4 protein-coding genes are annotated in these 4023 nt (G+C 31.5%); all 4 read right to left on the bottom strand.

Annotation, left to right across the window (positions count from 1 at the left end):
- Positions 1-111 precede the first annotated feature (111 nt).
- Positions 112-1191, bottom strand: a complete 1080-nt coding sequence (locus tag SLH33_RS12855) for a DUF559 domain-containing protein (protein WP_320419523.1) — start codon at positions 1189-1191, stop codon at positions 112-114.
- Between the two features lie 157 nt (positions 1192-1348).
- Positions 1349-2005 (bottom strand): hypothetical protein, encoded by a 657-nt coding sequence (locus SLH33_RS12850; RefSeq protein ID WP_320419522.1) that lies wholly within the window; start codon positions 2003-2005, stop codon positions 1349-1351.
- A gap of 208 nt (positions 2006-2213) precedes the next feature.
- A complete protein-coding gene (locus tag SLH33_RS12845; protein WP_320419521.1) occupies positions 2214-2981 on the bottom strand; it encodes a hypothetical protein in 768 nt (255 codons plus the stop codon).
- Positions 2982-3106: 125 nt separating this feature from the next.
- The gene (locus SLH33_RS12840; protein WP_320419520.1) at positions 3107-3727 is read right to left on the bottom strand and encodes a hypothetical protein; all 621 of its coding nucleotides are present in this window, start codon (positions 3725-3727) and stop codon (positions 3107-3109) included.
- Positions 3728-4023 lie beyond the last annotated feature (296 nt).

Below are 4023 nucleotides of genomic sequence, written 5' to 3'. Positions count from 1 at the left end.
AGAATAAAGCCTTCTAAATTTAGACCATCATTTAGTCATCTATAAAAAAACAAGCCCTAAAAAGGCTTGTTTTAATCCAATATTTTTGGTTTTTACACACTTGTGCAACGGTTACCATTGTTGTAGCACGTTTTCTATTTCGTCTAATACTTTTTCAAGTTCTTCTGTGATTCTCTTTCCGCTAAACCTTAAAGGCATAATACCAATCGCTTTTAAACTGTCATCAATTTTTTTGTCCTTTTCAGTATCGTGATATTCAACTCCGTCACAAAAAAGTGCTATCTTTTCTTTTGGGTAATAAAAGTCAGATGCGGTTATAAGTTTATCTTGAGATATAAACTTTTCTTGCTCAGCCATTCTATAGTAATTCGGAAAAATCTCTCCATTTCGATAGAATCCCATTTGTATTTCTGGAACCTTGTTTCTCACATACAGACCTTGTAATAAGAATAACTCAATAGGCGAATCACATCCCCAAATCTGTCTCGGTTTAGTATCTGTAAAGGGTTTAAAATATCTATTGATTTTATACTTTCGGTACTTTGCATTAATCGCTTTGCTGTAAGTGTGATTCTGTATTATTTCTACCTCGCGTTTATCGTATTTTGGGCAGATAAAGTACATTCCCCATTCAAATCCGATACTATCTGTTGGATTGTCTGTTGTAATATTTGAAAATAATGAATAGTGCATTCCCATTCCTTTGCTCCATTTTTCAAATGGGACAAAATCGGTAAACACATTTCCTCCTTCTTGGCACAACTCTCTTAAATCAAATTGCTTCAAGAGTTCTATATTCCAAGTGTCAATTTTTCCATTCTTGGACATTGGAACTAACGAAACTCCATATGGAAGTCCTTTAATAACTCCTGGTTCGGTTTCTTCCACAGCGTAAAAATGAACAACTAAAGAAACAGCTTGAAATTCGGTTACACCAATACTCTCAAAGTATTCATATTCCTTATCTAATGGATTTACAAAAACTACAGTAGTTTTTTTTCCGTCTACCTCTCCGTTTTGTCCAATGTAATTGTAACGAGAAGAAGTCATAGGTAAAATTCCATTTAAAGTATGAAAATCTAGATTCAGTAGTGGTGGAAGGTGGGAATAATCTACATCCATATTATATCCACGAGGAAATGCAGAGTAGAATTTTATGTTTTCAGTTAGATATTTTGGTCTGTTTTCCAATGTTTGTTCAAATGTGCTACAACGGTCTCGTATAACCGTCAGTTACGGGTTAAAGTACGTAAATTTTTCGGTTTAGCACAGACGTTAGCAATTCCGAGTGGATTCGGACGTAGTCGAATCCGCCGTAATTGCGGTTATACATTGTTGTGGTGCGTATTTATTCTTTTCGGTATGCTGTCATTTCCATTGGTCCAGTCGGAATAGCATACATTGTTATTAATTCAGTCGTAACTTCTTTAATTGGAATTGAACTATGTCTTTTTCCGTCAAAATACATTGAGACAAAGAAAGTCGAGCCTATTTGCTCAATCATTTTTTTCTCGCCCTCTTTCCGTTTCATTCGTTCGAGGGTATCTTTGTCCCATAACTCTTTGTTAAATTCAAATTCCGTTTTTCGTTCGTTTTCGGTCAGAACGAAAGTCATCTTTTCAATATCTTCCTTTTTCAGTGTTGTCTTAGTTGGTTCAAGTCGATAAAAGTCACATTCAAAGATTGCGTCCTTGTCGTTGGATTTTCCATTTACAAACCATTTGATGTTATTATTGCTGATGATTTTATATGTGGAAGTTTTCTCTTTTTTTAAATTCAACAAATCGCCACTATCCATTATCAAGGTCGATGCTTTTTCTTTAAGCGAAAAATCCGTGTAAATATGGACGCTATCGTTTTCAATTTCGAGCAGTTGAAATCCAGGATAACCTTTTTGTCCATTTCCAGGGTCAATGTCTTTCAGTAACCATTTTCCATTTAAATTTTGTCCAGAAACTGAATTAAAAGTCATTGTCATTAATATTAGAAATACTGTTTGCTTCATATGCACCACAACGGGTTTGGCTAGGATTAGTGCGGGGAGAAAATCTGCGGATTTTCGAACCTGGACTAAGCCGAAGCTTTTTGTTTGGATTTGTATTTTAGTTAAAACTAAGCCAAATCAACAAGATTTGGCGACATAGTAAATATACACAAAACATTGAAGTTAAAACTAAAGCCGCATTAATTTTAGCCGTTGTTGGTAGTAGATTTTATATTTCTAATCCAACATGATTATTTGGTAAATCATATTTCCACATATTAAATACATCAGCTCTACTTTCTGCTCGTTCTAGTGTATCTTTTTCACCAGTAATAACAACAACTTCCCAATCTTTTTTTGTCATATATGCAATAGGAATTTTTAAATCAAATTCACCAGTTTCAAAAATAGTTGTATCATATTTTTTATTATTTTTCCAAGGACAAATAAAAGGAAGTATTGAAGAATCACCTACATATTCTTTAAAAGCTTTATCAAATTGAGATTTCAATTTTGTATTATAATATTCAGGGAAATCATAACAATATTTTTCATGAAATTCGCTGCTAATTAAAAAGTCTGAAAAATATTTATCTACTAAATTTAATGCTTTATCAAATATAGGTTCATAAACTTGCTCTCTCATTATTTCTCTTTTATCATAATCGAGAACATATTTTGTAGCAATTCCAAGAATGATAGGGTTTAATAATTTTGTTCTTTTTGAAAACTTTAAAAAATTCAACATATTTTCAGGAAGTCCTAAGTTAAATATGTAATATTCATCGTTTAATGAATTTTTGTTTTTATTTATATAATCCCATATTTTTAAATTATTATTAACCTCGTTTTTTGAAACCGGATAGAATGTAAATCTCAAGTTAGGTCTAGTTCTCAAACCTTTTAAATGATTAACTTTTTTTAAGAAATTATCTATTGAAGTTTTGTCTTCTTTATTAATTTCATGGTTAGAAATCCATATATAATTTTCTATCATAATTTTTTCAATTTACTACCAACGGTATCGGCTATGAGTAGTTGCGTGGTTTAACGATTAACTTTGCAAGTACGTACCAAACTGAAAATCCGCGAGGATTTTCAGAAGTAGGCGAGAACAAGCAATTACTTATAGCCATTGTTGGCAACTGGTTTTATATTTTCAATTCCTTTTATTCGTATTTCGTTCGCCTTTTTTATGTTTTCAGGCGTTTTTGTTATCAGTCTTATCAGGTTGATTTCTGTATTATTTTCAGATGCGTTTATTTTCTCAACAACAATTTTTAAAATAAAATTTTCGTCTACTAAAATTTCATTCGATCTGTTTTCAACAACTTTTTCGTCTATTTGATATATTATTGGATTTTCATTTAACTTCAAGTATTTTTCGGAAAGTTTTTTCAGTGTAAGGAACTTTGGATTGTAATCAGATTTCATTTTTATATAAATCTTTCCATAATATTCTGTTCCATTCATTTCAAATTTTTCCCTTTCTATATTGATTGTCTCAATTTTATCTTGATTTATAAAATTCAGCACTTCTTGACTTCCAATAAATTTGTCATTAACAAATATTCCTGCTGGTTTTTGGTCAGAATGAAATTCGTTTGATTTGTCCGAATAGAATACTTTTAATTCTGAATTCTCCGAATAGTTTGGTTTGTTAATTGATTTTTTCCCAGAAAGTTCTTGGCAAAATGAATTAAATGTCAAGAATAACATTAAGACTGTAAAAATGGTTTTCATATTCTGTATTTTAATTCAAACTTAAATTTCCTTTACTAATTCTGAAATCGAAAATGAGTGAACGTTTCTTTTCAGTTAGTCAATCAGTTTATCGGTTCAGTTAACTTGTTGGCAACGTTCTCGGCTATGAGTAGTTGCGTGGTTTAGCACTTAACTTTACAAGTACACACCAAACTGAAAATCCGCGAGGATTTTCAGAAGTAGGCGAGAACAAGCAATTACTTATAGCCATTGTGTCTGTTGCACAATTATGTAAAAGTAGTAATTTTTTGTATTTTGAGGTATGCAAGGCAAAA

Origin of the sequence: Tenacibaculum sp. IB213877 (assembly GCF_034043975.1) — a bacterium.
Lineage (GTDB): Bacteria > Bacteroidota > Bacteroidia > Flavobacteriales > Flavobacteriaceae > Polaribacter.
Note: the sequence above shows the minus strand (reverse complement) of the source record. Positions and strands in the feature narration are given on the sequence as shown.